Origin of the sequence: Streptomyces sp. PA03-1a (assembly GCF_033792805.1) — a bacterium.
Lineage (GTDB): Bacteria > Actinomycetota > Actinomycetes > Streptomycetales > Streptomycetaceae > Actinacidiphila.
Genome location: NZ_JARAVO010000507.1, coordinates 1 through 709 on the forward strand (window position 1 = coordinate 1; position 709 = coordinate 709).

Consider the following 709-nt stretch of genomic DNA (forward strand, 5'->3'; position numbering starts at 1 on the left):
GCGGCGGGGCGGGCGGAACGGAATGCGCACAGGGGTGGGCCCCCGGGAAAGTCCCCTTCCCGGGGGCCCACGTCATGGCCGGCGGGTTCAGTAGCGGTAGCGGCAGTCGCAGTCGCGGTCCTGCCAGTACCGGCCGAACCCGAAGCGGTCGTACCGCTGGTGGGCGAAGCCGCGACCGTGGCCGCGACCGCGGCCGTGGCCCCGGCCGCGGTCCCAGCGATCGTCCCACCTGCCGTACCCCCACTGGCGTGGCCCGCAGCGGCCGTAGTCCCCGCCCCAGTTGCCGTGCCCGGCGTTCCGGTAGTGGCCGGACGCGGAGTGGGACGGGGTTGCGGAGGCCGTCGCCGTCATGGGGACCGCCAGGGCGACCGTGGCCAGTGCCGCCGTTGCGGCAGCGCGAACGAATTTTCTCACCGCATTTCTCCTCAAACTCGGTGAATTGCCGGATGGCCCGCCAGACGTTACTCGGGACTTGTGCCGCATTCATTCCGCCGATCGGTGACGCGCGGCCGAACGGGCGACCCTTCGGCCTGCCCTCGCTTCCGGGGAAAAACCGCTCCTGAGCTTCGGGAGTTGATGCTCGGGTATCCCTCGGGAGAGGCCGGGGAAACACCCTCCAGGGTGATCTGCATTCGGCATGTCGCCCACTCGGGACGTATTGAAAATGCCCCGGGAAATGCAATCCAAAAAGGGTGGAATTCGGTTCCGG

1 protein-coding gene is annotated in these 709 nt (G+C 69.1%); it reads right to left on the minus strand.

The annotated features are described in order from the left end of the window. Positions 1 to 87: 87 nt before the first annotated feature. Positions 88 to 414, minus strand: a complete 327-nt coding sequence (locus PV341_RS45210; protein ID WP_500361076.1) for a hypothetical protein — start codon at positions 412 to 414, stop codon at positions 88 to 90. Between the last annotated feature and the right edge of the window lie 295 nt (positions 415 to 709).